Below are 26,351 nucleotides of genomic sequence, written 5' to 3'. Positions count from 1 at the left end.
CGGGCCGAATATAAGGCTTGCTTTCGTAGCATCGTTACGAATTTCGTAACTCCTTTCGTCGCCACTCCCTAGGTCGCGATATGGACGACCTCGACCGGCAGATCCTCGACGTCCTCCGACGAGACGCGCGGACGCCGTACACCGAGATCGGCGACGAGCTCGGCGTCAGCGAGGGGACGATACGGAACCGCATCGAGCGCCTGCAGGAGGAGGGCACCATCGAGCGCTTCACCGTCTCCACCAGCACCGGCAACGTCAAGGCCATGATCGAGGTGGACGTCGCCGTCGACGTCGACACGCACGCCGTCGGCGACCAGATCGCCGAGTGGAGCGAAGTCGACTTCGTCTGGCAGGTCTCCGGCGAACTCGACATCGTCGTCGTCGTCGACGCCAAGGACACCACGCGCGTCAACGAACTCATCACCAAGACCCGCGAACTCGACGACGTCACAACGACGAAGACCCGCCTCATCCTCGACGAGACCCTCTAAAGCCGCTCAGAAGAAGAGCACCGTCGGCCCCCGCTCGGCGTCCGCGACGGCCTCCCCCGCGCCGATGGCCGGCAGTCGGACGGTCGCGGTCGTCCCGCCGCCGTCGTCCGCCGCGATCTGGAACGACCCGCCGTATCGGGTGACGATCCAGTTCACCAGCCACAGCCCGAGCCCGGAGCCGTGCATCAGCGCCGTCTCCTCCCCGGTCGCGATGACCTCCGCCTCCACCGAGTCGATACCCGGGCCGTCGTCCGACACGACGAGCTCCACCCAGTCGCCCGCGTCGAACACGGACACCGACACCTGCGGGGCGTCCGACGGGTCGTGCTTCAGCCCGTTCGCCACGAGCTCCGCGAGCGCCTCCCGGAGCTCCGCGCCCGCGCAGATGTCCCGCTCCGCCGCCACGTGCACCTCGACGTCGCCGTTCGGGAAGCGCTCGCGGTGCGTCTCGCGGACCGCCTCGCAGAGCGCGCGCGGGTCGAGGCGTTGGGGGTCGCGGTCGCGGCGCGCGTACTGCTCCAGCTCCCGCGCGTGCTCGCCGAGCGCCGACAGCTCCCGGGCGGCGCGCTCGATGCGCTCGCCGGTCTCGCGCGGGTCCTCGACGTCCCCGTGTCGGAGCCCGCTCCCCCACGCGAGGAAGAGCGTCATGTCGTTTCGGAGGTTGTGTCTGAGGACGCGATTCAGGAGCGCGATCAGGCGCTCGGTCCGCTTGCGCTCCGTGACGTCGTCCTGGAACCCGAGGTAGTGCGAGAGGTCGCCGCGCTCGTCGTAGACGGGGTTGACCCGGAGGCGGTTCCAGAACGGCGTCCCGTCGCGGCGGTAGTTGACGAGTTCGACCACCGCCGACTCCTCGGCGTCGATTGCGTCCCCGATGCGCTCGACCGACGCGTCGTCCGTGCGCTCGCCCTGGAGGAACCGGCAGTTCCGACCGATGACCTCCTCGGCGTCGTAGCCGGTGATGCGCTCGAACCCGTCGTTGACGTAGACGAGCGGTGTGTCGGGCTCGTCGGGGTCGGCGATGGAGATTCCGACGTCCGCCTCGTCCATCGCGCGGTTCTTCACGCGCAACTCGCGCTCGCGCTCCTTGCGCGCGGTGACGTCGCGGCCGACGCCCTGGATGCCGGTGATCGTCCCGCCATCGTCTATCGGTGTCGCGTTCACCGCGATGACGACGATGTCGCCGTCGCGTGCGCGAAAGTCGAGTTCGAGGTTCTCCACGGACTCGCCCGCGAGCAGGCGGTCGTAGGCCGTCGCCGCGTCCTCGGCCGCCTCCTCGGTCATGAACTCCGTGAAGTACTCGCCCGTCAGCGCCTCGGGCTGATAGCCGAGGATGCGCTCGACCGCCGCCGAGACGTACGTGAAGCGCGCGTCGAGGCCGACCCGAAAGAGGATGTCGAAGCTGGTCTCCGCGATTCCCTCGAAGCGGCGCTTCTCGCGCTCGAGGCGCTCCGTGCGCTCCTTGAGGTCGCGCTCGTACGCGCGGCGCTCGAGTGCGTTTCCGACGAGGCTCGCCAGCAGCTCCAGAAACAGCTCCTCGGACTCCGAGAACGCGGCGTCGCGGGGCTCCCGACTCGCGAAGCAGACCGTCCCGTACACCTCGCCGTCGACCACCACCTTCGCGCCGATGTAGGCGCCGAGGCCGAACGCGTCAATCGCCCGCTGGTCGATCGGCGAGACCGCCGCCTCCTGTACCGCGAGCAACCCCTCGGACTCGAGCGTGTGCCGACAGTAGCTCTCGCGCAGCGGGCAGGTCTCGCCGGGCTGCACTCGGTCGTGCTCCCCGGTCGCGTGGGCGATCCGCTGCGTGCCGTCCTCGATCCGGGAGACGAACCCGATCGGGAGGTCGAGGTGGTCCGCCCCCACGTCGAGCGCGCGGTCGATCTTCTCCTCGACGTCGAGGTCAGCGTCGGCGAAGACGGCGTAGAGACGCTCCCGTGGTGACGTCGCGTCCATGTCCTACGGTGATCACACCACCTGTTAAAGCCAGAGGGCGAAGCGAGAGCGGCCGACCGGTCGCGGGGACGACCGCCGACCCGCCTAGAAGAACTCGTCGAGGCCGCTCTGCATGTCGTCGTCCTCGGCGTCGTCGCTCTTGGTGGCCTCCTCCTCGTCGACGAAGACGTCCGCTTCCTCGTCGTCCTGCTCGCCCTCGTCCGCGCCCGCACCCGCTTCCTCGACGTCGTCGACGCTCGACTGCCCCTCGAAGGCGCCGCCGGAGTGCTCGACGGCGGCCTCCGCCTTCGCGGCCTCGGCGTCGGCGACGATGTCCTGCACCTTGTTCGTGTCCTCCCCGCTCCCGGTGACGAACGCGACGTGCTCGGCCTCAAGGTCGTACGTCGCGGCCATCGCCACCGTGAGGTCGCGGGGCTTGCAGTGATGCGTCATCGCGGCGAGGAACGGCATCACTTCACGTCGCGCGCTCGCCATCGAGCACCCGGAGGCCTCGGCGATCTTGCGCGCGACGTAGTCGCGAGTGTTTCTGGTGCCCTTCGTTCGCCCGAGCTTCGACCAGAAGGACGGCGGCCCGTAGCGCGTCCACCCGCCCTTCGGCTCGCTCCGGGCGGCCGCCGTGCCGGCGGCGACGTTGTCCGTCGCGTAGCGCCAGTAGGAGTAGTCCTGCGTCGCGCGAACGCGGCCGAGCCACTTGTCGGCGTTCGCGAGGAACTCGTAGGCGTCCGCCAACTCCGCGCCCGCGTAGTCCTTCGGGACGTTGTCCTCCACCCAGTTGAGGAGGTCGTCCGGCGTCTCGTCCACGTCGTAGGCGGCGTAGAGCGACTCCTGTGCGCCCTTCTCCTTGAAGACGTCGTCCAGGAAGTCGAAGATGCCCTCCGTGGTGTCGCGGTCCCCGGTGACGATGTCGTCCTCCGTGAGGACCTCGGTCTCCTCGGCGAGCGCCTGCAGGTCGTTGATCGCCGAGCGGAGGTCGCCCGAGTTCTTCTGCGCGAGCGCGTCGAGCGCGGCGTCCTCGTACTCGATGCCCTCGCGCCGGCAGACGTCGCGGAGGACGGGCACGATACTGCGCTTCGAGACGTCGCGGAACTCGATCTCCTGACAGGCGTTCCGGAGGGCGTTCGACATCTCGTAGTAGTCGTTCGCGATGAGCACCATCGGCTGCGTCGCCTCCTTCACGAGGCGCGTGACGGCGCGCGCGCCGCCGCGGTCGGCGTTCCCGTGGATGTTGTCCGCCTCGTCCATCACGACGAGCTTCCGCCCGCCGGAGCCGCCGACGAGCGTCCCCGACTTCGCCGCCTCGCCCGCGACGCGCTCGATGACGTCCTTCGTCCGCGTGTCGCTCGCGTTCAACTCGATGACGTCCCAGCCCATGTCGTTCGCGAGCGCGTGCGCCGCCGACGTCTTCCCGACGCCCGGACTCCCGTGGACGATGACCGCCTCGCGATGGTCCTCCCACGTCTCCGCCCACTCCTTCAGGGCGTCGCGGGCCTTGTTGTTCCCGCGAACCTCGGAGAGCGTGCTCGGGCGGTACTTCTCCGTCCAGTCAACCATTAGCGGATGGGAGGCGCGAGACGCGTTTAGTGGTTCCGTTCGGTCATGGCGTCGGCGACGCACGTCACCGGACGGGAGGCGACGTACCGATACGGCCCGCTCACGCCTCGACGATGGTGCCGCTCGCGCCGACGGCGACGTGCGGGTCGCCGAGCGCGACGCCCCGCAAGTCCGCCTCGACGGGGTGGGTCTCCTCCCAGAGGCCGAGCCACCGTGCGACGGTCACGCCGCCGGGGAGGTCGTGGCCGGGCCGGTGCAGTATCGTGCCGCCCGCGCCGACGGCGTGGATGCACCCACAGGCCCCCATCGCGACGTCGTAGAGCGTCCGCTCGGTCGGGTCGGTGACGTCCCACGCGTCACCCGATTCGAGGTAGAGTTTCCCGCCGGCGACGCGGGCCTGCCCGCCGACGACGGTGGCGTCGTAGAGGCTCGAATCGGCGTCCTCGATGCCGATTCGCGCCCACGACCCGTCGCTCCCCCGCTCGAAGACGTCGCCGTTCGCGTCGACCGCGACGACGCGGCCGCCGTCGCCGCGTGCGAGCGCGCGGATCGCCGCCCCGCTCCCCGGCGTCGCGTGCGTCCACGTTCGGCCACCCGATTCGTCGCGCTCCGTGCCCGCCGAGACGTGGACGTGCCCGGAGCTGTCGGCGACGAACACGGTCGCGTCGTCGCCCGACCCGGCGACGACGACGCTCGTGAACTGGTTCGTCACGTCGTCGGGCGCGCGATGTGACGTGACCGCGTTCGTCTCCACGTCGAACTCGGCGAGCGCGCCGCTCGCGCCCGCCACCCAGACGCGCGCGCCGTCGGCAGTCGGGGCGCACGCGTGGAGGTTCGAGCCGTTCCCGTCCGGCCCGGTCGTCGTCAGGGCGTGCCACTCCGCCCTGCCGTCCGTTCCGCTCCCGCGACGTGCGAGGACGACACCGCCGCCGCCGACGGCGTACGCCCCGCTTGCGGTGTGTGTGACGTCAGCGAGGTCGCTGTCCGTCGGGGACGCGACGGCGTGCCACCCGCCGTCGGCGCTCACACCACCAACGCTCGCGGTACCGGCCGCGAGGCCGACACCGACGGTCCGCAGGACGTCGCGACGTGAGGGTTCGGGCATCGTCTCCGAGAGATGGGCGGCGTCGCGTTTCAGGGTGGTGGCCGCCCGTCCCGCGCGCCGCCACAAGCGATTTGCACCCGACACGCGAACCGGACCCGTATGTCCGCATCGAGTACGGGCCGCGACGTCCCCTGGGTCCCCGCCGCCGCCGTCGGTATCGCCGCGTACGTCCTCCAATACCTCGTCGTCTACCTCTGGCAGGCCAACCGGGTGCGCGACCAGCTTTCCGGGCTGAACGCCGTCATCGAGTTCCTCGGCGGACAGGCCATCCCCGCGTGGCAGGCCGTCGGCTGGCTCTTCTACAACGCCCACTTCGTCTCCTTCACCTACCCGTCGTTCGGCGGCGGGCGGACGGCGACGAACCTCATCGCGAGCGGGAACGCCCCCCAGTTGCTCTACGTCCTCCCGCCGCTCTTCCTCCTCGTCGGGGGCTACCTCCTCGTGCGCTCCGTGAGCCTCGCCGACCCCACCGACGGCGCGCTCTGCGGCACCGTCCTCTCGCTCGGCTACGCCGTCCCGGCGTGGTTCGGCGTCTTCGCCTTCCGCATCACCACGGAGAGCAACTGGCTCGGCCCCGACCTCGTCACCGGCATCGTCCTCGCCGGCGTCGTCTACCCCGTCGTCTTCGGCGCCATCGGCGGCGCCGTCGCCGCCGCCACGAGCGACTGACCGCCACTCGCGCCGCGTCCGCGCGCGCCGACCCCCCGACCTCGGGGCTTCGATACGCCTTAGGCCCCACGGCGGATGGGGGTGGGTATGGACTCGGACGCGCGCGCCGGCCTCGCCGAACGCATCGCCGGCGAGATCACGCTCAGCGACGACCCCGGCGCCACCCTCCGCAAGTGGCGCACCGACTTCGACGTCTCGCAGACCGAGCTCGCCGACCAGCTCGACGTCTCCTCCTCGGTCATCTCCGACTACGAGAGCGGGCGCCGCGAGAGCCCCGGTATCGGCCTCGTCTCCCGACTCGTCACCGGTCTCCTCGACATCGACGAGCGCCGCGGCGGCGACCGCATCCGACAGTACGCCCGCGTCCTCTCCGCGGGCTTCGAGAGCGACATCGTCCTCGACCTCCGCGAGTACCCTACCGCCGTCCCCCTCCAGGACGTCTACGACGCCATCGACGCCACCGAGGTCGTCGAGGGCGACCGCGACCGCGTCAGCGGCCACACCATCATCGACAGCATCCGCGCCATCTCCCGCCTCTCCAGCGACGAGTTCTACCGCCTCTACGGCCAGTCCACGAACCGCGTCCTCGGCTTCACCGGGGTTTCCCGTGGCGAATCCCCGCTCGTCGCGCTCCGCGTCGTCAACCCCACGCCGAACGCCGTCCTCCTCCACGGCCTCGAGGAGGAGGACCTCTGGGAGCACGCGCCTGCGCTCGCCCAGCGCGACGGCTTCTCACTCGCCATCTGCAACACCCCAATCGACGAGATGCTCGACGCGCTCCAATCGCTCGCAGAATAGTCCACTCGCGTGAAAACGTGCCCGGCGCACCGCACCAGCCGTCCCGCGCCGCCGCCGACTCGCGTGCGCCCCGCTCGGTGTGTGGCGACCTCTCGCCGGTCGGCCCCGCTCTTCCTCGCGGCTCTCGCCGCTCGGCGTGTGGCGGGCCCACCCGCCCGTCGGCCCCGCCTACTCCACGTACCGGTACTTCCGCTCGTTCATCGGCCCCCAGCCGTCGAAGACGAACTCGTCCTCGGGGGTCGTGAACGGCTCGAGCTCGGACTGCTTCTCGTGGTTGTGCCGGTCGTGGACCTGCTCGTACTCCTCGAAGGAGAGGTCGTAGCGCTCCGCGATCCGGTCGAAGATCGAGAGCGCGTCGACCTCCTCGCGCCACCCGTCCTGAACGGTCTCCGCGTGGATCTCCGCCTGCGCGCCGGAGCCGTAGGAGCCGACGAGCAGTTTCTCGCCCGCGAGGTCGCGGTCGGCCTCGGCCGCGTGGTACAGCGCCGCCATCCGCGCGAGGTGGACGGAGCCCGTGTACCAGTTGCCGACCCGCTCGCTCACCGCGAGCGTCGGCTCGATGTGGGCGTCGTACCACTCGTGGTACGCGGGCTGCTCCTTCAGGTCGTCCATGTAGTCGCGGATCGCCGCGTCGAACGCCTCCTCGTCCGCGAAGTCCTCGCGGCGGGGCTGGCGCCCGATCTCGTCGGCGAGCTCGTCCTCGACCTCGGTTCCCCGAATCGTGTGCCGATAGGCGAGGAGCGCGGCCTTCCGAACCATCCCCGGGTAGGGCGTGTGGAACGGCGCATACGCGTAGTCCTCGGGGCCGACTTTGCCTGCGACGCTCTCGAAGTCCACGAGCGCCTCGCGCATCCGCGCGAGATACACCTGGATGGAGCGCTTGCCGTCCACGCTCGGGAACTGCTGGTTCGGCTTCAGGAAGTCCGTCTCGTCCGCGCTCCCGTAGCCCTGCTCCGTCGAGAGCTCGACGAGACTCGGGTCCTCCGTCACCCACATCGCCACCGCGCCCGCGCCCTGCGTCGCCTCGCCGGCGTCCCCGCGCGCGTAGAGCGCCGTGTCGCTCGCGATGACGAGCGCGCCCCGGCCCCGATTGCGGCCGGCGCGGATCCAGTTGCAGGCGTCGTCGAGGCTCTGCGTCCCGGCGATGCAGGCGAACTTCCGCTCGCCCTTGTTCGCGTGGTGGAAGTCGCCGTCGTAGACCTCCTCGAGACAGCCCGCGATGTAGGTGGAGACGGGCTTCGAGTTGTCGAAGGCGGACTCCGTCGCGACGTCGATGCGGCCGACGTCCTCCGGGTCGAGGTCCTTCCGCTCCATCAGGCGATAGGCGGCGTTCGCGCCCATCGTCACGATGTCCTCGTAGGCGTCGGGGAACGAGCTCTCGTAGAGGCCGAGGCCCTTCGTGTACTTCTCGGGGTCGTCGCCCTTCCGCGGGGCGAACGTCTCGGCGAGATCGAGCGCGAGCTTTCCGGTCCAGATCTCGACCGCGTCGATACCGACGGCTGTCATGCCGTCTCCTTCACGAAACGCGCATATGGGTTTGTCGATGAGTCGATTCGACGGATGACGAACGCCGGCTAGTTCGGAATCGTGACCTCGTAGGTGTTCGGCGAGCCGTCGACGTAGAGCGTGACGTAGACCGTCTCACCACGCATATTGGCCTGCTGGTTCTTGTTTCGCCAGAACGCACCGACGTAGACCGTCGCGTTCGTCTGGCCGTTCAGCGTCGCCTGCTCGGTCATCGGCTCCCTGCTTCCGATCGGGAGCTCGGTCCCCGAATCCTCGTAATACGGGGTTCCGTCCATATCGAGGACGCCCCTCGTCGATGCGTTGATATACACCTCGTGCTGGCCCCGAGCGTACGATCCCGTTTGGCTCTCCCAGATGCCATCGACCTTCGAGTTGGTGGTGTTCTCGACGCGGACCGCCGTGACGTCCACGGGCCCGCTCCCCGTGTTTCGGACGTCGAACTGGATGCCGTTCCAGAACGTTCCTTCGGACCCACTTACCAGCGTCACCTGTCGGTCGCTGTTTCCGCCACCGCCCCCACTACCGCCACCCGACGTGACGGTGAGGTCGAACGTCGTCCGCTCGAGCGGGCCGGCCGCGCTCGCGTTCGGCGCGCCGAACCAGACGGTCACGCCGACGGCCTCGCTCCCGCTGACCGCTCCGGGCGCGGTGTAGGTGAACGACGCGCCGCCGTCCGACCCCGTCGTGGCCGGCCCCGAGACGGACCCCGGCCCCCTCGTCACCGTCGCGTTCACCGTCTGGCCCGCGAACGGGTTGTTGAACCGGTCGCGGACCGCGACGTCGAGAGTGTGTGACTCGCCCGGGTTCAGGGTCGCGCCGTCGCCGCCGTCCCGCACGAGGTAGTGCGGGCCGGGGTCCTCGACGCCCGAGCCGACGCCGACGCGCGAGAGCTGGAGGACGTACGTGCCGGGTTCGAGGCGGACGTCGACGGTGCCGTTGTCGCCGGGAGTGACGTCGAGCACGCGTCCGCTCGATAGCTGCTCGGCGAGGAGGTCCTCCCACGTGGAGTTCGAGAGCGTCGTCGGAAGCGAGAGGACGAGCGGCCCGTCGCTCTCGTTCGTCACCGTCACCTCGTGATAGGGCGCGCTCGACGGATGCGGGTCGACGGACGCCGACCTGACGCCGGACTCGTCGTAGTCGCCCGCGAGCGTCACGAGCGTCAGTCGGTTCCCCGAGAGCATCGACTGCCCGGTCAGCGTCAGGTTCGCGCCGTTGTCGAACCGGTTGTAGAGGACGCCGTTCTCGTAGACCGTTCGCGGCGCGTTCCTGTACTCGTGGTAGTCGCCGCTGTAGACGAGTCGCGACGTCGAGTAGGTGAGCGTGCCGGAGACGTAGTCGGCGGTCTCGGCGTCCGTCGCCTCGACGTTCCGTATCGTGACGTTCGACGCGAACGGCTCGGTGCGGAGGGTTCCGGTGACCGGTGGCGGGTTCACCGCCGCGACGCGCGTCGGATAGCGCAGTCCGAGCGACACCGAGACCGGCTGGGAGTTCCCCGACCCGGCCGTCCGCAGGACGGCGTTTCGGACGTCCGTCAGTTGGTCGTGGATGCGCTCGTTGTGCTGGAACTCGAGTTGCTCGTTCTCAGCGGGCACGACCTGCGCCTGATAGATCGAGAGCGAGATAACGAGGATGCCGAAGAGTAAGACGGCCCCGACGACACCGGCAACGGCCCTCCTGTCCCTCATCGTTCGCAGACGACCCCCGCCACTACCCTAAAACCGATGGCCGGCACACGCGGCGTTACTCCTCGTCGTCTTCGATGACTTCCGGGTCGGCGAGCGCGCTCTGGAGACTGTCGAGACCGCTCAGCCAGTCCGTCAGCGGGCCGTACTCGAGCTCCTCGGTGATACCGAGGTCGATCTCCGCGCCGTCGAAGAGCTGCGAGCCGGCGCACGCCGCGAGTTCGAGCGCGCGGTCGAACTCCTCCTCGCGCTCGGCCGAGGCCGCCGCCTCGACGTACTCCTGAACGCTCGCGTCCTCGGCAGGCCCGTTCGAGATGTAGACGTCGGCGGAGTAGAAGACCGCGACGAGGCTCGTCTGGACGCCCTCGACGAGCATCTTCTTGTCCTGGTCGTCGAACTCGGGTTCGGCGAGGACGACCTCGCGGATGGACGCGAGTTCGTCGAGCGCCTCCTCCTCGTCGAGCTCGCCGCTCTGGTGGGCGGAAACGATCTTCGCGACCGCGATTGCGACGTCGTCCTGCAGGTTGTACAGGAGGCGTGCGGAGTCCTCGTCCTCGGGGTCGAGTTCCTCGTCGCGAAGCCTGTCGAGCCAGTTCTGCCAGCGCTCGTCGGAGTAGAACTCCTCCTCGATGTCACTCATACCCCATACGACCGGAGCGCGGGACAAATGCCTTTCCTATCCGCCGGCGCCTGCGAGGCGCACGCACGCCGCGATTCACCGGCGCGCTACTCGAGCGTCCCGGCGGTGTCGATCCCGTAGACGGCCTCGGGGGTCTCGACGTGCGCTCGCTCCACCGCCGCCTCGTGGCCGTTCTCGAGGAGCCAGTTCACCCGTCGCGGGACGGTCTTCGGGCCCATCACCGCGCCGGGGCGCTCCGGGTCGTCCACGTAGTCCGTCTCCATCAGGAACGGGCCGTCCGACGCGACCGCGTCCTCGAGGTAGCCCTTCTCGCACATCACCGACGGCGTCACGCCCGCGCACTCGCCGCTCGCGTAGTGCTTCACGACGCGCTCCGGGGGGAGTCCGGCGTCCTCCGCCCACGCCGCGACGTCCGTGAGGTCCTCGGTGGCTTCCGTGTGGAGCTGGAGCGCGACGCCGGTCTCGGCCGCGCGCTCGAGGGCGTGCCGGAGGACGCGATTCGACGCGTCCCACACGGACTCGCTCACGTCGTAATGCGGTCGGCCGGACTTCAGCGCCACCGCCTCGCCGTCGGCGGCGTGCTCGGCGGCGACGTCGAGGCCCGCGCACATCAACTCCGCCGCCTCGTCGGCGTCGAAGCCCCGCTCGTCGACGAGGCGGGAGACGAGTCCGGGATGCACCCCGAGGACGGGCCACGCGCGCCCGCGCAGCTCCTCGCTCGCGTCCGCGACGACGTCGAGCGTCTCCTCGAAGACGGCGCGGAAGTCCTCTCCCGTGTCGGCCTCGACGCCGAGGTGCCACGACGGCTTGTTCACGACGAGCAGGTGCGTTCCGCCCGAGCGAGCGAAGTCCGTCACCGCGTCGATGCCACGGGCGTGACGCGGGTCGAGATGCAGGTGGTCGTCCAGTACGGGCGTGCCCAGGTCGCGCATACTCGCCTCCACGCGCGCCCGGCGTGAAAAAGGACCGTTCCGCCTCGTCGCGTCCCGGCTACTCCTCGGGCTCCGCGAGGACGAGCGCGTCGTCCGCGGCGTTCCGGAGGGCGTCCGAGCGGCCGTGCTCGCCGGGCGCGATGGCGAGCGTCGCGACGCCGTTCTCCGCGGCCTTCTCCAGCACCGGCTTGAAGTCGGTGTCTCGGGAGGCGACGGCGAGCAGGTCGACGTGCTCGCTCAACACGAGTTCGGTCGCGTCCACCGCGAGCTTCACGTCCACGTCGCCGCTCGTCACCCGCACGTCGTAGCCGCGCGCCTCGCCCGCCTGAATGAGGCCGGGCGTCGCGTGCTCGTCGAGGTAGAGTCGCGAGACGACGAGGCGGCCCTCCTCGCGTGCGGCCGCGAGCACGTCGTCGAGGTCGACGTCGAACTCGTCGCGGAGGACGTTCGGGCCGTCCACGAAGAGCGCGACCCCGGGGTCGTCGCCGCCCGCGAGGGCGTCACGGAGCCGTTCCATACCCTCCGTGGGGGGTGACCGGGTAAAGCCGTGGCGAATCGGCCGAGTCCCGCCGACGACGGCCGACGCCGGTCAGCGCGTGATGCGGACGCGCCCGCCGCGATACTCGGTGGTGTACCAGCGCGCGAACAGCGCGAGGAGGACGAGCGTCCCGACGAGGACAGTCACGCCGCCCGGCGACGCGAGCAGTGCGAGGGCCGTGTCGGCGACGCTCTGGAGAGTGGCGACGACCGTGCCGAGAAGCGACGGGTCGCCCGCCGGTTCGGCGCGGGCGGTAGAAACCGCATACCCACCGCCCGCTCCGGCGTCGCCCCCGATTCCCGGCCCGCTCGCGGTCGGCGCGAGAGCGCCTGCGAGGCCGTTCACGAGCGCGCCGAGGAGCGCGACGACGCCCACCGCGCCGAAGAGCCTCGCGAGCGCCGTCGACAGCGGCTCGTCCGCCTCGCCCTCGCGCGCGCCGGCGTAGACGACGAGCGGGCCGTTCGTCGGCGCGTACACCTTCATCTCGCGGCCCTGCGCGGAGTACCAGGTCTCCGAGACGTCGACGAGGCCGGCGTCCCGGAGCTTGTTCACGTGATAGGTGGCGTTCTGGAGGCTCGTGTCCACCTCCTCCGCGATGTCCGAGGCCGTCCGCGGCTCCTCGTAGAGCGCGTCGAGGACGGCGCGCGCCGTCCCCGAGGAGAGCGCCGCGAACACGGACTCGGCCTCCGCGTCCCCGATTCCGACGAGTTTCGGTTCGCGTTCGCGCTCGCCGCCGGCCGCGGGCTTGAGCGGGAACAGCTCCTTCATGCTCACACGAGACCGTTCGTCGCCATCGCGTATAAGCTATCGCGAGGGTTCAACGGCGCTTGTAGTCCCGACGCGCGGGGGACAGCGCCGACTGTCGTCTCTCCCTCCCCCGTTCTGGGGAAAGCGTTAGGTCGTCGGCGTCCGCGCGTTCCGTATGGCCTCTCGGACGACGCCGCTGCACGACCGGCACGCCGAGGCGGGCGCGACGTTCACCGACTTCGGCGGGTGGGAGATGCCCGTCGAGTTCGACGGCATCCGCGACGAGCACGCGGCCGTCCGCGAGGGCGTCGGCGTCTTCGACGTCTCGCACATGGGCGAAGTCGAGGTGTCGGGCCCCGACGCGCTCGAACTCGTCTCGCGCATGACGACGAACGACGCGTCGCGCCTCGACCCCGGCGACGCCCAGTACGCCCTCCAGACCGACGACGAGGGCGTCATCGTCGACGACACGCTCGTCTACCTGCTCCCGGACGGCGAGACCTACCTCTTCGTGCCGAACGCCGGCCACGACGCCGAGGCCGTCACGCGCTGGCGCGACCACCGCGACGCGTGGGGCCTCGACGCCGTCGTGGAGAACGTGAGCGACGAGTGCGGGATGCTCGCGGTGCAGGGCCCGGACGCCGTCGCCGCCGTCGCCGACGAGACGACCGCCGACGTCGAGTCCCTCGGGCGCTTCGAGGTCGCGAACGCGACCGTGGCGGGCGTCGACTGCCTCGTCTCGCGGACGGGATACACGGGCGAGGACGGCGTCGAACTCGTCTTCGAGACCGGGGACGCCGGGACGCTGTGGGACGCCTTCGTCCCCGCCTATCGGCCCTGCGGCCTCGGCGCGCGCGACACCCTCCGCACGGAGATGGGGTTCCTGCTCTCCGGGCAGGACTTCCACCGCGAGGAGAACCCCCGCACCCCCTTCGAGGCGGGCGTCGGCTTCGCGGTCGACCTCGACCACGCGTTCGTCGGCCGCGACGCCCTCGCCGCGCAGGCCGAACGCGGCCTCGCCGAGCGCTTCACCGGCCTCGTCCTCGAGGAGCGCGGCGTCCCCCGACACGGCTACCCCGTTACGGCGGACGCCGACGCGGCGGAGCGGGTCGGCGAACTGACGAGCGGGACGATGAGCCCGACGCGCGGCGAGCCCATCGGCCTCGGCTACCTCGACGCCGACTACGCGGACCCCGGAACGACCGTCTACGTCGTCATTCGCGGCGAGGCGAAACGCGCAACTATCACTGAACCCCCGTTCATAGACAGATGAGATTCGACGTACCCGACGACTGCTACTATCTCGAGTCGCACGAGTGGTATCGCCCCGCCGACGGCCGCGTCGGCATCACCGACTTCGCGCAGGACGAACTCGGCGACGTCGTCTTCGTCGACCTCCCCGCAGTCGGCGAGTCGGTCACGGCCGGCGAGCAGTTCGGCGTCGTCGAGTCGATAAAGGCCGTCAGCGACCTCTACGCTCCCGTCTCCGGGACGGTCGCCGCCGTCAACGACGACCTCGAGAGCGCGCCCGAGCTCGTCAACGACGAGCCGTTCGCCGGCGGATGGCTCCTCGAACTCGAGGACGTGTCCGAGGGCGACGTCGACGACCTGCTGGCGCCCGACGCCTACCGCGAGCGGACCGAGTGAGCCGGACGCGGCCCGTGCGCCGTTGCGCCAGACCCGCGCGTGTGGGCGGCGAGTCCGCGCACGGACGCGCCCGTCTCGTGGCCAACCCGGGGTATCTTGGTCCTCCCGCTCGCAGACCTCGGCATGCTTCCGCGGACGCACGCGGCGACGGCTCGACCGACTGACTCATACGTATCCACGGGGTGGCTCGTGTGAGTAGCGCCGAACGGCGTCCGGCTGACCCACGCGCACCCTCGAGGGGATTCGCGTGAGCGGGACGCCGTACGCGCCCCACACCGACGCGGACGTCGCGACGATGCTCGACGCCGTCGGCGCGGACTCCATCGACGACCTCTTCGACATCCCCGAATCGGTCTGGTTCGACGGCGCGTTCGGCATCGACGCGCACACCGAGCGCGAGGCGCGCCGCGAGGTGGAGGGGACGCTCGCGCGCAACGACGACCTGACCGAGTTCCTCGGACGCGGCCACTACGCCCACTACGTCCCCTCGGTCGTCGACGACCTCTCCGGGCGCTCGGAGTTCCTCACCTCATACACGCAGTACCAGCCCGAGGTCACGCAGGGCTTCCTGCAGGCGCTCTTCGAGTACCAGTCGCTCCTCGTCGAGCTCACCGGCCTCGGCGTCGCGAACTGCTCGATGTACGACGCGGCGACGGCGCTCGGCGAGGCGGCGCTACTCGCCGCGCGCGTCCGCGAGACGACGGGCGACACCGTCGTCGTCCCGGACGGCCTCCGGGCGGAACGCGAGAGCGTCCTCCGCAACTACGTCGCGGGCGCCGACCTCGCCGTCGAGACGGCGCCGATGGCCGACGGGACGCTCGACGTCCCCGCGCTCCGCGAGCTCGTGGACGACGACACCGTGTTGGTGTACGCGGAGTCGCCGACGACGCGCGGGACTATCGAGGCGTCGCTCGCGGAAATCGCCGACGTCGCCCACGAGCACGACGCGCTCTTCTGTCTCGGCTCCGACCCGGTCGCGCTCTCCCTCCTCCAGCGGCCCGCCGACGTCGGCGCGGACGTCGTCGTCGGGGACGCGAGCGTGCTCGGCCTCGGCACCGCGTACGGGATGGGGCTCGGGCTCTTCGCGTGCCGCGAGGCCTACGTCCGACAGGTGCCCGGGCGACTCGTCGGCGCGAGCACGGACGCGGCGGGCAAGCGCGCGTACACGCTCACTCTGCAGACGCGCGAACAGCACATCCGCCGCGAGCGCGCGACGAGCAACATCTGCACGAATCAGGCGTGGCTCGCGCTCCGCGCGGCGATCCACGCGGCGTGGCTCGGCCCCGATGGACTGGTGGACCTCGCCGAGCGGATGGTCGAGCTCCCGCGCGACCTCGCCGCGCGACTCGACGCCATCACGGGCGTCCGCGCGCCCGTCCACGACCGCCACCACTTCCGCGAGTTCGTCGCGCACACCGACCAGCCCGCGGGCGCCGTCGCGGACGCCCTCGAAGCCGAGGGGTTCGCGGTCCACGTCGTCGGCGAGCACGAGGTACAGGTCTGCGTCACGGACGCGAACGACGCGCACGTCGAGGAATTCGTCGCCGCCTTCGAGGGGGCCGCCTGATGGACGAGTACGACCAGGCCCGCTACGCGGGCGCGGACGCCTACGAACCGCTCCTCTCCGAGAAAGGCGAGACGACCGTCGAAATCGAGGACGCGCCCCTCCCCGACGAACTGACGCGCGATTCGGTGACGCTGCCGTCGCCCTCCGAGCCCGAAATCGCCGAGCACTACGTTCGGCTCTCGCAGATGAACTACGGCGTCGACACCGGCCCGTACCCGCTCGGCTCCTGCACGATGAAGTACAACCCGCGCTTCACCGAGGACGTCGCCGCACACCCGGACGCGGCCGTCCACCCGGACCGCTCGGACGAGAGCGTGCAGGGGACGCTCGCGCTCCTCCACTCCCTGCAGGACTACCTCGCTCGGATCGGCGGGATGGACGCGGTGACGCTCCAACCGCCGGCGGGCGCCGCCGGCGAGTTCGCCGGCATCGCGATTGCGAAGGCCTACCACGAGGCCAACGGCGAGGGCCAGCGCCACGAGGTCGTCGTCCCGGACAGCGCGCACGGCACGAACTTCGCGACGGCGGCGATGGCGGGCTACGACGTCGTCTCGCTCCCCTCCGGGGAGGACGGCCGCGTCGACCTCGACGCCCTCGAGGCGGCGGTCGGCGAGGAGACGGCGGCGCTGATGCTCACGAACCCGAACACGCTCGGGCTCTTCGAGCGCGACATCGAGGCGGTCGCGGACGTCGTCCACGACTCGGGGGGGTTGCTCTACTACGACGGCGCGAACCTGAACGCGCTCCTCGGGCGCGCGCGACCGGGCGACATGGGCTTCGACGTGATGCACTTCAACGTCCACAAGACGTTCGCGACGCCGCACGGCGGCGGCGGCCCCGGCGCAGGCCCGGTCGGCGTCACCGCGGAGCTCGCCGACTTCCTCCCGAGCCCGCAGGTCCGAGAGGGTGAGGACGGCGACTACGAGCGCGTCGCGCCCGCGAACTCCATCGGGAAGGTCCACGGGCAGTTGGGGAACTGGCTGGTGCTCGTGAAGGCCTACGCCTACCTCCTCCGCCTCGGCGACGCGGGGCTCCGCGACGCCTCCGGGAAGGCGGTGTTGAACGCGAACTACCTCGCCGAGCAGGTCCCCTACGACGTCCCCTACGGGCCGTTCCACCACGAGTTCGTGGCGTCGGCGGGCGAGCAGGACGCCGCCGACGTCGCGAAGCGGATGCTCGACTACGCGGTGCATCCGCCCACCACCAAGTGGCCGGAGACGGTCGAGGAGGCGCTGATGACCGAACCTACCGAAGCCGAGGGCCTGCGCGGACTCGACCAGCTCGCGGCGGCGTTCGAGCGCGCCGCCGACGACGACGACGCCGCGCTCGCGGACGCCCCCGAGCGGACGGCGGCGCGACGCATCGACCAGACGAGCGCCGCGCGCGACCCCCGGCTCTCGTGGCACGCGCTCGACGACGACTCGGACGCGTAGCCGCGCGCCCTCGGCAGGCTGGCGTCGAATCCGCACGCTGAAACGCCTCGGTCGCCTTCGAGGTGGTAATGGCGCACCGATTCCGCTGGACGCACGCGCTCCCCGACGGCCGCGAGTGCACCGTCTCGCGCGTCGCCGGCGACCACGAGGACGGCCCGGACGCCCACCGACGCTACGACGTCCGCCTCCCCGGGTCGCTCGCGCTCGCGTCGCCGGACGACGTGGCAATCGAACGCGACGGCGAGCGCGTCACCGTCCGCGTCCCCGACGGCGTCGGCGTCGCGCGCGTCCGCGTCGCCACCGACACCGGCACCGACCACCTCCCTCTCCTCGACCCGTCACTCGGCACGGCGCTCACTGACGCGCTCCGTGGGGACGAGGCGGCGGCGCGCACGCTCGCGACCGCACGCGGCTCCGCCGTCGCCGCCGTGCACGCCTGCGCACCCGCGCTCGACGTCGAGGGCGTCGTCGCGCTCGTCGACGCGCTCGCGAGCGCCGACGGCGACGCCTCGGACGACCTGCACGCCCGGCGCTACGCGCTGACTCGCGCCGCCGCCCGCGCTCCGAACGGCCTCGCCGTCCACACCGCCGAGGAATTCGAGCGCCTCGCGGACGGCCTCGACGACGTGGCCGAGGTCGGCGACGTCGACGCGCTTGACGCGCTCGGCGACCTCGTCGCCGTCCACGGCCTCGCCCCCGTGCGGGACCTGGGCTACGACCTCGTGCGCCTCGCGCACCGCGACGACGGCCGCTTCGAGGCGTACTGGCTCGCCGCCGTCGCCCGCGCGGACGGCATCGACGCCGCCCGCGACGTCGCGAGCGCCGGCCGCGCCGACGACGAGTACGCCCGCCTGAAGGACCGCGCGTCCGAGGCGCCCTATCACGAGCGCGGTGCGGCGTGGCGCGCGCTCTGCGGGCCCGCGAGTCGCCGCTCGCGCGCCGAGTTCGCGTACGTCCTCGCGAACGCGTGCTACTGGACGGGCGAGGTGAGTCGCACGGACGCCCGCGTGGACGAGCTCTGCTATGACGGCGCGCTCGCCGCCGCCCGCGAGGACGGCGTCGAGTGGCTCGTCGCGCACGCGCGCTACGAGCGCGCCCGCGCAGTCGGTCACCGCCACCGGAGCGCGACGAATCACGCCCTCGCTATCGCGGCGTTCGAGCGCGCCCGCGAGGTCGCCGACGAGTACGACTACGACGCGCTCACGCCGTGGGACCCGCTCTACAGTCGCACCGTCGTCGCGTCGAACGCCGCCTCGGCGCGCGGCGACCACGAGGCCGCCGTCCGAATCCTCGAGGAGGGCCGCGAGGAGATCGCGGCACTCGACCCGCCGGAGGACCGCCGCTCGGAGATACGCCACCACCTCGACGGCCAGCGCCACGAACGCCTCGCGCTCCTCGCGCGCGAGGACACCGAGGGAGCCGTCGAGACGCACCTCGAGGCCGCGCGCGAGCAGTACGCGGCCGTCGGCTTCGAGCGCTCGCGCGAGCGCGTCGACGCGAAACTCGACGACGCCCGAACCGAGGACGCCGACGACCGGGCCGAGCGCGCGGCGCGCGCGAGCGGACGCGTCGGGCCGAACCCGCGCCCGCCGACGGAGACGCGCGGGCCGTCCCTCGACGACATCCCCGACCTCCACGACCACCTCACGGAGAGCGACCCGACCGCCGTCGGGAGCGCCGACCCCGGCGTCGTCGAGCGCGACCCGTGGGACGACCCGCTCGACGGCCGATACTGACGGGCCGCCCCGACTCACCCGCCTCTCGCCGATAGCCGCGTCGCTACCCGACCAGCCATCGCGCCGGCGATGCGACGCTGGTACCCCGAAGCGACGGATTTCGTATCGCCGAATGCGGTGTACGGATTGTCGGAAGCGGTGGCTGCCGCCGAGAAGGGCGCCCTCTTGTTTCCCACGCCGTTTACACCGAAAGATGGCAGACACAGACGCGACCGGTGCGCCGTCCCGACTCGGACGGCTGCTTTTCGCGGGCGGACTCACCGTCCTCGCCGCACTGAATCTCAAGAACCTCGACGGGCGAATCGCCTACGCGGACGCGAAGGGCGTCCCCGCCCCGACGAAACTCGTTCCCGCCGCGAGCGCCCTCCTGCTCGGCGGGAGCCTCGGCATCGCCTCCTGGACGCGCCCGAAGCTCTCCGCGGGAAGTATCGCCACGTTCTTCGTCGGCGTCACGCCGCTGATGCACGACTTCTGGAACGCCGAGGACGGCGTCGAAGACGAACTCATGTCCTTCCTCCAGAACCTCGCGGTGCTCGGCGCCGCCGTCTCCTTCTTCCGTCGCGCGAGTCGCGACTAACCGGCCGAGACTCCTTACGCCGTCGAGCTGTCGATGTCGCCGTTCACGCGGACGAAGCCGTAGCCACAGTCCGGGCAGTACCACTTCGTCTTCAGTCCGAGATGGAGGTTCGTCGCCGCCGCGCGGTAGAAGGTCTGCTCGTCGTCGCAGTCGGGACAGGTGCGTTCGAGTTCGGTGGCCATACGCGGGTGTCGAACGGGAAGGGTGTTTAACGTGTCGGGACGCGCGCTCTCCCCTCGGGGAACACCTATGGGCGCGGCGCCCCATCACCCCTCCATGGGTATCACGCTCTACGCGCTCGAGGGCTGTCCGTACTGCGAGAAGGTCCACGACGCCCTGCAGGAGCACGGCGTCGACTACGAGACGGAGTGGACGGCGGCGCTCCACTCCGAGCGCAACGAGGTGAAGCGCGTCAGCGGCTCGCGAACCGTGCCCGTCATCGTCGACGAGGAGCGCGGCGTCACGATGTCGGAGTCCGCGAACATCCTCGACTACGTCGAGAAGACGCTCGCGGCCGAGTCGTGACGATCTACACGGGTCGCGGCGACGAGGGCCGCACCGACCTCCGGGGCGCGGACCGGGTCTCGAAGACGAACGCCCGCATCGAGGCCTACGGCACCGTCGACGAGGTGAACTCGCTGCTCGGCGTCGTCGCGCCGACGGGCTACGACGACGTCGATTCGGCGCTCGCGAGCGCGCAGAACCACCTGCACGTCGTGCAGGCCGACCTCGCGAACCCGGAGCCGGACGCGGACGACCCGCGCGTGCGCGAGTCGCACGTCGAGACGGTCGAGGGCTGGATCGACGACGCCGACAACGAGCTCGACCCGCTCACGAACTTCGTCCTCCCCGGGGGGAGCGAGGCGGGCGCGCGCCTCCACCACGCCCGCTCGGTCGCGCGTCGCGCCGAGCGTCGCGCCGTCGCCCTCGCCGAGTCGGAGACGATCAACGAGACGGTCGTCGTCTACCTGAACCGCCTCTCGGACGCGCTGTTCACGCTCGCGCGCCTCGTGAACGCCCGCGAGGGCGTCACCGAGGACGCCCCCTCCTACTGAGGCGCGAGCCCGACGACCGCTCGCTCGCGGACCTCGGCGTACCCCCCGAACGTGAGCTTGCGCGCCGGGACGCCCGTGAAGGTGAGCGTCTGTACGCCGAGGAGCGGGCGCGCCACGTCGATACCGAGTCGCCGCGTCGCCTCCTCGACGGCGGACAGCAACTGCGCCGTCTCCTCGACATCGCGCGCGCTCGCGACGCCGCCGACCGAGTATGGGAGGTCGACGAGCACCTCGCCGTCGCGGACGACCGCCCACCCGCCACCTCTCTCACCGACGTGTGCGACGGCCTGCCGGAGGTCCGCGTCGTCGACGCCGAGGCCGAGCACGCCCGGCGTCTCCCACGTCGCCGTCGTCGCGAGCGCGCCGCTCTCGATTCCGAACCCGGTGCAGAAGCCGACGAACCCCGATTCGCCGTCGCGCCGGTCGAATAAACCTACTTTCGCGATATCGTTCGCGGGGTCGGCGCGCAACTCGCCGCTCTCCCGCGTCGGTTCGACCGTCGTCGGCGCGGAGACGAGCCCCTCGTCGTACGCGATGGCTTCGACTCGGTTCCCGTCGATGGCGTCGGCCGGCACGCGCCACGCCTCCGCGCTCGGCGTCCGCACCGCGTCGTAGAACTCGTCGGGATAGTCGTGTGCGCGCGGCCCGACGCGTAGGTCGTGATTGTGGACGACGACGTCGCCGTCGGCGACGACGGACGCGACGTCCACCGTTTCGAGGTCCTCGAGGATCACGACGTCCGCGTCGCTCCCGGGCGCGAGCGTCCCCTTCCCGTCGAGGCCGAAGTGGCGCGCGGGGTTCAGCGTCGCCATCCGGAGGGCGTCCACCGGCGCGATCCCGGCGTCGATGGCGCGTTCGACGACGGCGTCCATGCAGCCGTCGAGGAGGTCGCGCGGCCACACCCCGTCCGTACAGAGCGAGAGTTCGCTCGCGCCGAGCGTCTCGTAGGCCTCGGCGAACGCGTCGAGGTCGTCGCGAATCGAGCCACAGCGCCCGATAGCGTGCACGCCGTGCTCGACGCGCGCTTCGACACCCTCGGACGTGATGGCCTCGTGGTCGTCGGTCACGGTGCCGGCGAACGCCTGCAGCGTCGCGCCCGAACAGCCCGCGCCGTGCCCGCTCACGGTCTTTCCTAACTCGCGTGCGCGCTCGTAGAGCCGCCCGGCGGGCGGCTCCCGGCCGACGACGTGGACCCACGCGCTCTCCCCGACGCCGACCACGCGCGGGTCGTCGAGGAGGGCTTCGAGCGCGTCACCGCGCGCCTCCTCGGCGGGCCCGAACGTGTCGAAGAGCGACTGCGGCGGGACCGCGACGCGAACCGTCACGGGGAGGTCGGCGAGCGCGTCGAGGAGCGCCTCGACGCCACGTGCACCGAACGCCGTGCCGACCCCCGACGCCTCGGTGACGAACGTCGTCGTCCCGCCACGCAGCGCGTAGTGGTAGGCGGCGTCGAAGGACTGGTGGAGGTCGAGGTGGGTGTGCGCGTCCACGAACCCCGGGACGACGACGCGGTCCGTCGCCTCCACGACGGTCGTCTCCGGGCCGGTCACCGACGCGGCGTCCTCGGGGAGCGCCGCCACCGTCCCGTCGACTATCGCGACGGCCACGTCGTCGAACGTCCGAGTTTCCGGGCGAAACACCTGCCCGCCGCGCACCACGAGGTCCGCCGGCGCCTCGCCGAGCGCCACCGCCTCGCGTCGATTCACGCCCCACCCACCGCCGTTCGCGTCTCCGTCGCCATAGTCGAGGCCACACCCGACACCGACAAACCGCTTGCGGGAGACGCGTGGCGGCGACAGAGCCATATACTTCTGTCGCCTACGAAAGGACATGAACCGACACCTCGACGACGCCCGCTATCACCTCGGCCGCACCGCCTACCACGTCGTCGCCGGCGTCCGCACCGAAGCGACGCCCTACGAGACGCGCGTTCGCCACCTCCTCGGCCGCGACCACGAGCGCGAGCCCACCCGAAGCGAACGCGTCCAGCACTACGCCGAGCGCGCCCGGGGCGACGTCGAGAGCTACGTCACCGACGCCCGAAGCGTCCTCGTCCGCCGCGCCGAATAAGACAGCCTTAAGTCGCCGCTCCCGCTATCCGGTGGTAGCGGGTCGGTGGTCTAGTCTGGTTATGACGGCTCCTTCACACGGAGCAGGCCGGCGGTTCGAATCCGCCCCGACCCATCCGTTTTCCTGTCGTTCGTGACGGAGCCGCCGGTCTCGAGTGGGCTGACGGCTCACGGTCGTCAGTCGGCTTCCACATCTTTTTCGCGGCGGGGTGACTTCCCCTGAGTGATGGTTCTCGAGTCGGTCTCCGTGGGGATGCTCGTCGTCTTCGCGCTGATCGTGGCCGCGCTGGTGTTGTTCGTGACGGAGGCGATTCCCTCGGACTTCACGGCCATCGGCGTGTTGGTGGCGCTGGCGGTGCTGGAGCCCTACACGGGGGTGTCGTCGTCGGAGGCGATTTCGGGGTTCGCGAGTTCGGCGACGGTGACGATTCTGGCGATGTACATTTTGAGCGCGGGCGTCCAGGAGACCGGTGTGGTGGAGCGCCTCGGCGTCTATCTGGCGCGCGTGACGGGTGGGGACGAGCGCCGGCTGCTGGCGGCGACGGTGGGGACGACGGGGCTCTCGGCGGGGGTCGTGAACAACACGCCGGTGGTGGCGGTGTTCGTGCCGATGGTGACGGGGCTCGCCGAGCGGGCGGGCGTCTCGCCGTCGAAGCTCCTCCTTCCGCTCTCCTACGCGGCGATGCTCGGCGGGACGCTGACGCTCATCGGGACGTCGACGAACCTCCTCGTGAGCGATTTCGCGCGCGAACTGCCGGGTCGGGGCGCGATTGGGATGTTCGAGTTCACGCCGCTCGGAGTCGTGGTCTTCCTCGTCGGCGCGGCCTACCTCCTGACGGTGGGGCGTCGGTTGACGCCGGCGCGCGTACCGGTGGAGGCGGCGCTGACGGCGGCGTTCGACGTGGAGCGCCATCTCGTCCGGATCGACGTCCCGGAAGAGTCGTGGGTGGTGGGGCGGCGTATCGAGGAGGTGCGCGAGGAGTTCGCGGCGCGCGACGCGCTCGACGTGGACGTCCTCCTCGTGGAGCGTGACGGCGAGGCGTTTCACGCGCCGGCGTCTGATCAGACGCTCGCGGCGGGCGACGTGGTGACGGTGCGCGCGAGCGAGTCGACGACGGAGCGCCTGCTGGACCGCTACGGGTTGCGGCGGCGTCGCGACGAGGACGTCTCAACGGCGGACTTGACGACGGCGTCGAGTACGCTCGCGGAGGTGGTGGTGCTCCCTGGGTCGCGACTCGCGGGTGAGACGGCGGCGAGTGCCCGCCTCGACGAGCAGTACGATTCGACGGTGCTCGCCGTCCAGCGGGGGGATAGCCTCCTCGACGACGTCGACGGCGTCGAGTTCCGCGCGGGCGACTCGCTCCTCCTCTACACGACGCTCGCGGACGTCGAGCAACTGGAGGACCGGGAGGGCGTCGCGCTCGCGCACCTCCCGGAGGGGATGTTGGACGTCATCGAACCCGAGGCGGACGAGGCGGCGGTGGCGCCACTCAGCCCGAAGACGCCGCTCGCGCTCGGCATCATGGGCGGCGTCGTCGCGCTCGCGGCGCTCGGCCTCGTCCCCATCGTCATCGCGGCGCTCGGCGGCGTCGTCGCGATGGTCGCCACGGACTGTCTCTCGCCGTCGGACGCCTACGACGCGGTGAGTTGGAACGTCGTCTTCCTGCTCGCGGGCGTCCTGCCGCTCGGCGTGGCGATGGAGCGCACGGGCGGCGCGGCGTTCCTCTCGAGCCTGCTCGTCGGGTCGGCGGACGTCCTCCCGGTGCTCGGCGTGCTCGCGCTCTTCTTCCTCCTCACGGGCGCGTTCGCGAGCGTCGTCACGCCGGTCGCGAGCGCCGTCCTGATGAGCCCGATCGCGGTCGACACCGCGACGCGGATCGACGCCGTGCCGTTCTCCTTCCTGCTCGCGGTGCTGTTCGCGGCGTCGGCGGCGTTCGCGACCCCCATCGGCTACCAGACGAACCTGATGGTGTACGGGCCGGGCGGCTACACGTTCATGGACTACGTCCGCGTGGGCGCGCCCCTCCAGCTCCTCCTCTGCGTCGTCGTCACGCTCGGCATCGGCGCGCTCTTCGGGGTCTGAGGCACGGGCCGCGTGGGTGGCCGACGCGCGCCTACCGCTCGGCTTCGATAGGCGCGTGCCGGGCGCGATACCCCCAGTCCTCGCGCTCGACGTCGGTGACGCGGTAGAGGCGGATGTCGCGTTCGCGCTTCGTCTTCACGGGGACGTCGTAGTGCGTGGCGTCGTAGCCGAACTCCCCATCGCTCTCCGCGACGAATTCGCGGTGGCGCGCGAGGCGCTCGCGGGCGACGCGCTCGGTGAACGCCTCGACGTCGGTGACGCGGTCGGCGAACGCCTCGGCGAGGCTCGCGTCGAGCTCGTAGCCGACGGAGGAGCGCCCGCCGGCGAGCGCGGCGAGCGTCGTCGTCCCCGTGCCCCAGAAGGGGTCGAGGACGGTGTCGCCGCGCACGCTGAACATGTTGACGAGGCGATGCGGTATCTCGAAGGGATAGGCGGCGGAGCGCTCGCGCGCGCCGCGAGCGACCGGGAGGCCCTGTCGCTCGCCTCGGACGTCCGTCCAGACGTCGCTGAACCAGCGGTTGCGTTCCTCCCAGAAGTAGGCCGAAGCGTATCGGTCGGGGTCGTTCGGCGGGAACGAGCGGCGTTCGGCGCCGTTGCGGAAGACGAGGACGTGCTCGTGCTCGAGCGTGACGTAGGCGTTCGGCGGGAGCGTCCCGGAGCCCATGAACTTCGCCGCGCTGTTCGTGGGTTTGCGCCAGAGCACCTCGGGGAGCGGGTCGAGGCCGCGCTCGCAGAGGGCGTCCGCGACGCGCGCGTGATTGCGGTAGACGCGGAAGGCGTCGTCGAGCGTGCGGGTGGCGTCGCCGACGTCGACGCAGGCGATGCCGCCGGGGACGAGCACGCGCGCGACTTCGTCCCAGACCGCGTCGAGGACGCCGTGCATGGCCTCGTAGGCTCGCTCGCCGTCGCCGTCGTCGAGGGCGTCGCGGACGGCGGGGGCGGCGTCGGCGAAGAGGTCGTCCCACATCTCCACCATCGGATAGGGGGGTGAGGTGACGACGAGCTCGACGCTGTCGTCGTCGAGGGCGGCGAGGTCCCGCGCGTCGCCGGTGACGACGCGGTGGGTTGTCTCCATGCTCGGGGAGTCGCGCGGCCGCAGGGTTAATCGTTCGGGAGCTATCGGCGTGCGCCTGGTTCGGGTTTCTCCCGGTCGAGCACGCCGAGGACGTCCCGAAGGAGCCACAGGCCGACGAGGTAGGCGACGACGGCGACGATGAGGGCGACGCCGACGAAGCTGACGACGCCGCTCCACGCGAACAGCCGATACGCGAACGTGGGGTCGCTCGCGCGGAGGCCGACGCCCGCGCCGGCGAGGACGAAGCCGGCGAGCCAGAGGACGGCGCCGACGGTGCTGACGACGGCGAGCGCGGGGTGTGCGAACCGGTAGAAGAACCCGGGCAGACGGCGATTCGCGGACGGATCCGGCATAGTCGAAACTGGGGAAGCGAACACCTTCAACGTCCCGGACGCGCCGTGCCGACCGCCGGCGGTTCGGCGCGGTGTACGGGTGCCGACGGCGTGCACGAACACGAGCGCGGCCGCTGGGCGCGC

At 71.1% G+C, this 26,351-nt stretch carries 26 protein-coding genes and 1 tRNA gene; 14 read left to right on the top strand and 13 right to left on the bottom strand.

Annotation, left to right across the window (positions count from 1 at the left end; translation table 11 throughout):
• Nucleotides 1-80: 80 nt before the first annotated feature.
• Nucleotides 81-491 carry an Lrp/AsnC family transcriptional regulator gene (locus EFA46_RS00825; RefSeq protein ID WP_123075676.1) on the top strand — a complete coding sequence of 137 codons (411 nt, stop codon included), beginning with the start codon at nucleotides 81-83 and terminating at the stop codon, nucleotides 489-491.
• Between the two features lie 6 nt (nucleotides 492-497).
• Here the strand turns inward: EFA46_RS00825 and EFA46_RS00820 are convergent, their stop codons facing one another.
• The 3 genes from EFA46_RS00820 to EFA46_RS00810 form a co-directional block, all read right to left on the bottom strand.
• Nucleotides 498-2,444 (bottom strand): PAS domain S-box protein, encoded by a 1,947-nt coding sequence (locus tag EFA46_RS00820; protein ID WP_123075678.1) that lies wholly within the window; start codon nucleotides 2,442-2,444, stop codon nucleotides 498-500.
• A gap of 84 nt (nucleotides 2,445-2,528) precedes the next feature.
• The gene (locus tag EFA46_RS00815) at nucleotides 2,529-3,995 is read right to left on the bottom strand and encodes a replication factor C large subunit (RefSeq protein WP_123075680.1); all 1,467 of its coding nucleotides are present in this window, start codon (nucleotides 3,993-3,995) and stop codon (nucleotides 2,529-2,531) included.
• Between the two features lie 100 nt (nucleotides 3,996-4,095).
• Entirely contained in the window at nucleotides 4,096-5,100 is a 1,005-nt protein-coding gene (locus EFA46_RS00810) for a hypothetical protein (protein ID WP_123075682.1), read from the bottom strand.
• Nucleotides 5,101-5,199: 99 nt separating this feature from the next.
• Between EFA46_RS00810 and EFA46_RS00805 the strand changes: the two genes are divergently transcribed.
• Both EFA46_RS00805 and EFA46_RS00800 read left to right on the top strand, forming a co-directional pair.
• Nucleotides 5,200-5,769, top strand: coding sequence for a transporter (locus tag EFA46_RS00805; RefSeq protein ID WP_123075684.1), 570 nt, complete (start codon nucleotides 5,200-5,202; stop codon nucleotides 5,767-5,769).
• 87 nt (nucleotides 5,770-5,856) lie between these two features.
• A complete protein-coding gene (locus EFA46_RS00800; protein WP_123075686.1) occupies nucleotides 5,857-6,567 on the top strand; it encodes a helix-turn-helix domain-containing protein in 711 nt (236 codons plus the stop codon).
• 168 nt (nucleotides 6,568-6,735) lie between these two features.
• Here the strand turns inward: EFA46_RS00800 and hmgB are convergent, their stop codons facing one another.
• The 6 genes from hmgB to EFA46_RS00770 form a co-directional block, all read right to left on the bottom strand.
• Nucleotides 6,736-8,073 (bottom strand): hydroxymethylglutaryl-CoA synthase, encoded by a 1,338-nt coding sequence (gene hmgB / locus EFA46_RS00795; RefSeq protein ID WP_123075688.1) that lies wholly within the window; start codon nucleotides 8,071-8,073, stop codon nucleotides 6,736-6,738.
• 68 nt (nucleotides 8,074-8,141) lie between these two features.
• Nucleotides 8,142-9,779 (bottom strand): Ig-like domain-containing protein, encoded by a 1,638-nt coding sequence (locus tag EFA46_RS00790; protein ID WP_123075690.1) that lies wholly within the window; start codon nucleotides 9,777-9,779, stop codon nucleotides 8,142-8,144.
• A gap of 55 nt (nucleotides 9,780-9,834) precedes the next feature.
• On the bottom strand, nucleotides 9,835-10,416 hold the full coding sequence (locus EFA46_RS00785; RefSeq protein WP_123075692.1) for a DUF2150 family protein: 582 nt from the start codon (nucleotides 10,414-10,416) through the stop codon (nucleotides 9,835-9,837).
• An 86-nt stretch (nucleotides 10,417-10,502) separates the two neighbouring features.
• Nucleotides 10,503-11,348, bottom strand: a complete 846-nt coding sequence (locus tag EFA46_RS00780) for a TatD family hydrolase (protein ID WP_123075694.1) — start codon at nucleotides 11,346-11,348, stop codon at nucleotides 10,503-10,505.
• Nucleotides 11,349-11,406: 58 nt separating this feature from the next.
• A complete protein-coding gene (locus EFA46_RS00775) occupies nucleotides 11,407-11,865 on the bottom strand; it encodes an NYN domain-containing protein (RefSeq protein ID WP_123075696.1) in 459 nt (152 codons plus the stop codon).
• Nucleotides 11,866-11,937: 72 nt separating this feature from the next.
• The gene (locus tag EFA46_RS00770) at nucleotides 11,938-12,654 is read right to left on the bottom strand and encodes a winged helix-turn-helix domain-containing protein (RefSeq protein WP_123077340.1); all 717 of its coding nucleotides are present in this window, start codon (nucleotides 12,652-12,654) and stop codon (nucleotides 11,938-11,940) included.
• A 154-nt stretch (nucleotides 12,655-12,808) separates the two neighbouring features.
• Between EFA46_RS00770 and gcvT the strand changes: the two genes are divergently transcribed.
• The 6 genes from gcvT (at nucleotide 12,809) to EFA46_RS00740 (ending at nucleotide 19,593) form a co-directional block, all read left to right on the top strand.
• Nucleotides 12,809-13,906, top strand: a complete 1,098-nt coding sequence (gcvT, locus tag EFA46_RS00765; protein WP_123075698.1) for a glycine cleavage system aminomethyltransferase GcvT — start codon at nucleotides 12,809-12,811, stop codon at nucleotides 13,904-13,906.
• A complete protein-coding gene (gene gcvH / locus EFA46_RS00760; protein ID WP_123075700.1) occupies nucleotides 13,903-14,280 on the top strand; it encodes a glycine cleavage system protein GcvH in 378 nt (125 codons plus the stop codon). Before gcvT ends, gcvH begins: the two co-directional genes overlap by 4 nt.
• 295 nt (nucleotides 14,281-14,575) lie before the next feature.
• Nucleotides 14,576-15,847 (top strand): aminomethyl-transferring glycine dehydrogenase subunit GcvPA, encoded by a 1,272-nt coding sequence (gene gcvPA / locus EFA46_RS00755; RefSeq protein ID WP_370529273.1) that lies wholly within the window; start codon nucleotides 14,576-14,578, stop codon nucleotides 15,845-15,847.
• A complete protein-coding gene (gcvPB, locus tag EFA46_RS00750; protein ID WP_123075704.1) occupies nucleotides 15,847-17,280 on the top strand; it encodes an aminomethyl-transferring glycine dehydrogenase subunit GcvPB in 1,434 nt (477 codons plus the stop codon). The genes gcvPA and gcvPB overlap by 1 nt, the downstream gene beginning before the upstream one ends.
• A gap of 68 nt (nucleotides 17,281-17,348) precedes the next feature.
• Entirely contained in the window at nucleotides 17,349-19,016 is a 1,668-nt protein-coding gene (locus tag EFA46_RS00745) for a hypothetical protein (protein WP_123075706.1), read from the top strand.
• Between the two features lie 193 nt (nucleotides 19,017-19,209).
• Nucleotides 19,210-19,593 (top strand): DoxX family protein, encoded by a 384-nt coding sequence (locus EFA46_RS00740; RefSeq protein ID WP_123075708.1) that lies wholly within the window; start codon nucleotides 19,210-19,212, stop codon nucleotides 19,591-19,593.
• A 14-nt stretch (nucleotides 19,594-19,607) separates the two neighbouring features.
• On the opposite strand, the gene EFA46_RS00735 is transcribed toward EFA46_RS00740, so the two are convergent.
• Nucleotides 19,608-19,775, bottom strand: coding sequence for a hypothetical protein (locus EFA46_RS00735; protein WP_176969822.1), 168 nt, complete (start codon nucleotides 19,773-19,775; stop codon nucleotides 19,608-19,610).
• Nucleotides 19,776-19,869: 94 nt separating this feature from the next.
• On the opposite strand from EFA46_RS00735, the gene EFA46_RS00730 reads away from it, so the two are divergent.
• Both EFA46_RS00730 and EFA46_RS00725 read left to right on the top strand, forming a co-directional pair.
• A complete protein-coding gene (locus EFA46_RS00730; protein ID WP_123075710.1) occupies nucleotides 19,870-20,118 on the top strand; it encodes a glutathione S-transferase N-terminal domain-containing protein in 249 nt (82 codons plus the stop codon).
• Nucleotides 20,115-20,648, top strand: coding sequence for a cob(I)yrinic acid a,c-diamide adenosyltransferase (locus EFA46_RS00725; protein ID WP_123075712.1), 534 nt, complete (start codon nucleotides 20,115-20,117; stop codon nucleotides 20,646-20,648). Before EFA46_RS00730 ends, EFA46_RS00725 begins: the two co-directional genes overlap by 4 nt.
• On the opposite strand, the gene EFA46_RS00720 is transcribed toward EFA46_RS00725, so the two are convergent.
• Entirely contained in the window at nucleotides 20,642-22,354 is a 1,713-nt protein-coding gene (locus EFA46_RS00720; protein ID WP_123077342.1) for an adenine deaminase C-terminal domain-containing protein, read from the bottom strand. The two genes, EFA46_RS00725 and EFA46_RS00720, sit on opposite strands and share 7 nt — an antisense overlap.
• Nucleotides 22,355-22,478: 124 nt before the next feature.
• Here EFA46_RS00720 and EFA46_RS00715 point away from each other — a divergent pair, with 124 nt between their 5' ends.
• From EFA46_RS00715 to EFA46_RS00705, 3 genes are all read left to right on the top strand, one after another.
• Nucleotides 22,479-22,718, top strand: a complete 240-nt coding sequence (locus EFA46_RS00715; protein WP_123075714.1) for a hypothetical protein — start codon at nucleotides 22,479-22,481, stop codon at nucleotides 22,716-22,718.
• A 39-nt stretch (nucleotides 22,719-22,757) separates the two neighbouring features.
• Nucleotides 22,758-22,832: transfer RNA gene (locus tag EFA46_RS00710), tRNA-Val, on the top strand.
• A gap of 111 nt (nucleotides 22,833-22,943) precedes the next feature.
• Nucleotides 22,944-24,800: an SLC13 family permease gene (locus EFA46_RS00705; RefSeq protein ID WP_176969821.1), complete on the top strand. Its 1,857-nt coding sequence runs from the start codon at nucleotides 22,944-22,946 to the stop codon at nucleotides 24,798-24,800.
• Nucleotides 24,801-24,831: 31 nt separating this feature from the next.
• Here the strand turns inward: EFA46_RS00705 and EFA46_RS00700 are convergent, their stop codons facing one another.
• Nucleotides 24,832-25,875 (bottom strand): site-specific DNA-methyltransferase, encoded by a 1,044-nt coding sequence (locus tag EFA46_RS00700; RefSeq protein ID WP_123075716.1) that lies wholly within the window; start codon nucleotides 25,873-25,875, stop codon nucleotides 24,832-24,834.
• A 41-nt stretch (nucleotides 25,876-25,916) separates the two neighbouring features.
• Nucleotides 25,917-26,228, bottom strand: a complete 312-nt coding sequence (locus EFA46_RS00695) for a hypothetical protein (RefSeq protein WP_123075718.1) — start codon at nucleotides 26,226-26,228, stop codon at nucleotides 25,917-25,919.
• Nucleotides 26,229-26,351 lie beyond the last annotated feature (123 nt).

This window comes from Halarchaeum sp. CBA1220 (assembly GCF_003721175.2).
Taxonomy (GTDB): domain Archaea; phylum Halobacteriota; class Halobacteria; order Halobacteriales; family Halobacteriaceae; genus Halarchaeum; species Halarchaeum grantii.
Note: the sequence above shows the minus strand (reverse complement) of the source record. Positions and strands in the feature narration are given on the sequence as shown.

Coding starts and splice junctions, on each gene's coding strand:
- EFA46_RS00815 (WP_123075680.1), bottom strand. CDS start 3,995: ATGGTTGACTGGACGGAGAAGTACCGCCCGAGCACGCTCTCCGAGGTT.
- EFA46_RS00735 (WP_176969822.1), bottom strand. CDS start 19,775: ATGGCCACCGAACTCGAACGCACCTGTCCCGACTGCGACGACGAGCAG.
- EFA46_RS00800 (WP_123075686.1), top strand. CDS start 5,857: ATGGACTCGGACGCGCGCGCCGGCCTCGCCGAACGCATCGCCGGCGAG.
- hmgB (WP_123075688.1), bottom strand. CDS start 8,073: ATGACAGCCGTCGGTATCGACGCGGTCGAGATCTGGACCGGAAAGCTC.
- EFA46_RS00730 (WP_123075710.1), top strand. CDS start 19,870: ATGGGTATCACGCTCTACGCGCTCGAGGGCTGTCCGTACTGCGAGAAG.
- EFA46_RS00780 (WP_123075694.1), bottom strand. CDS start 11,348: ATGCGCGACCTGGGCACGCCCGTACTGGACGACCACCTGCATCTCGAC.
- EFA46_RS00770 (WP_123077340.1), bottom strand. CDS start 12,654: ATGAAGGAGCTGTTCCCGCTCAAGCCCGCGGCCGGCGGCGAGCGCGAA.
- EFA46_RS00790 (WP_123075690.1), bottom strand. CDS start 9,779: ATGAGGGACAGGAGGGCCGTTGCCGGTGTCGTCGGGGCCGTCTTACTC.
- gcvPB (WP_123075704.1), top strand. CDS start 15,847: ATGGACGAGTACGACCAGGCCCGCTACGCGGGCGCGGACGCCTACGAA.
- EFA46_RS00740 (WP_123075708.1), top strand. CDS start 19,210: ATGGCAGACACAGACGCGACCGGTGCGCCGTCCCGACTCGGACGGCTG.
- EFA46_RS00810 (WP_123075682.1), bottom strand. CDS start 5,100: ATGCCCGAACCCTCACGTCGCGACGTCCTGCGGACCGTCGGTGTCGGC.
- gcvPA (WP_370529273.1), top strand. CDS start 14,576: ATGCTCGACGCCGTCGGCGCGGACTCCATCGACGACCTCTTCGACATC.
- EFA46_RS00705 (WP_176969821.1), top strand. CDS start 22,944: ATGGTTCTCGAGTCGGTCTCCGTGGGGATGCTCGTCGTCTTCGCGCTG.
- EFA46_RS00825 (WP_123075676.1), top strand. CDS start 81: ATGGACGACCTCGACCGGCAGATCCTCGACGTCCTCCGACGAGACGCG.
- EFA46_RS00775 (WP_123075696.1), bottom strand. CDS start 11,865: ATGGAACGGCTCCGTGACGCCCTCGCGGGCGGCGACGACCCCGGGGTC.
- gcvT (WP_123075698.1), top strand. CDS start 12,809: ATGGCCTCTCGGACGACGCCGCTGCACGACCGGCACGCCGAGGCGGGC.
- EFA46_RS00785 (WP_123075692.1), bottom strand. CDS start 10,416: ATGAGTGACATCGAGGAGGAGTTCTACTCCGACGAGCGCTGGCAGAAC.
- EFA46_RS00745 (WP_123075706.1), top strand. CDS start 17,349: ATGGCGCACCGATTCCGCTGGACGCACGCGCTCCCCGACGGCCGCGAG.
- EFA46_RS00820 (WP_123075678.1), bottom strand. CDS start 2,444: ATGGACGCGACGTCACCACGGGAGCGTCTCTACGCCGTCTTCGCCGAC.
- EFA46_RS00805 (WP_123075684.1), top strand. CDS start 5,200: ATGTCCGCATCGAGTACGGGCCGCGACGTCCCCTGGGTCCCCGCCGCC.
- EFA46_RS00700 (WP_123075716.1), bottom strand. CDS start 25,875: ATGGAGACAACCCACCGCGTCGTCACCGGCGACGCGCGGGACCTCGCC.
- EFA46_RS00715 (WP_123075714.1), top strand. CDS start 22,479: ATGAACCGACACCTCGACGACGCCCGCTATCACCTCGGCCGCACCGCC.
- EFA46_RS00695 (WP_123075718.1), bottom strand. CDS start 26,228: ATGCCGGATCCGTCCGCGAATCGCCGTCTGCCCGGGTTCTTCTACCGG.
- gcvH (WP_123075700.1), top strand. CDS start 13,903: ATGAGATTCGACGTACCCGACGACTGCTACTATCTCGAGTCGCACGAG.